A 430-nucleotide genomic window follows, 5' to 3' on the forward strand; every position below is an offset into this window, starting at 1 on the left:
GCCTCCAGGAGGTGGTGGAAGAAGATGCCCTCCTGCAGGGGGGCGAGCGGGTAGAGGTCCGCGATGTTCGCGGCCCCGCCGGGCACGCGCTCCACGATGCGCTGGATGTCGTCGGTGCTCAGCTCGACCAGGGGCAGCATCGCGGGGGTGATCTCCCGGGCCCCCTGCGGAATCAGGTTCGGCGGGACCGTCACGGTGGGGCCGGTCAGTTCGCCGGCCAGCGCGGCCACCGTCGGCGCGGTGAACAGGGCCCTGACCGGAAGCTCGACGCCCAGGGTGGTGCGGATGCGCTCGATGAGGGTGACGGCGAGCAGGGAGTGCCCGCCGAGCTCGAAGAAGTTGTCCTCGACACCCACCTCGGGGATGCCGAGGACCTCGGCGAAGACGGCGCACAGCTGTGCTTCCCGCTCGGTCTCCGGCCTGCGGCCGG

Annotated in this window: 1 protein-coding gene; it reads right to left on the reverse strand. The window is 71.9% G+C overall.

Translation table 11 applies throughout. From position 1 onward, the window contains the following. The coding region (locus tag LO771_RS30085) for a phosphopantetheine-binding protein (protein ID WP_230748335.1) at positions 1 to 430 on the reverse strand (430 nt) is incomplete at both ends.

The sequence above is a fragment of the Streptacidiphilus sp. ASG 303 genome (assembly GCF_020991365.1).
In the GTDB taxonomy this organism is placed as follows: domain Bacteria; phylum Actinomycetota; class Actinomycetes; order Streptomycetales; family Streptomycetaceae; genus Peterkaempfera.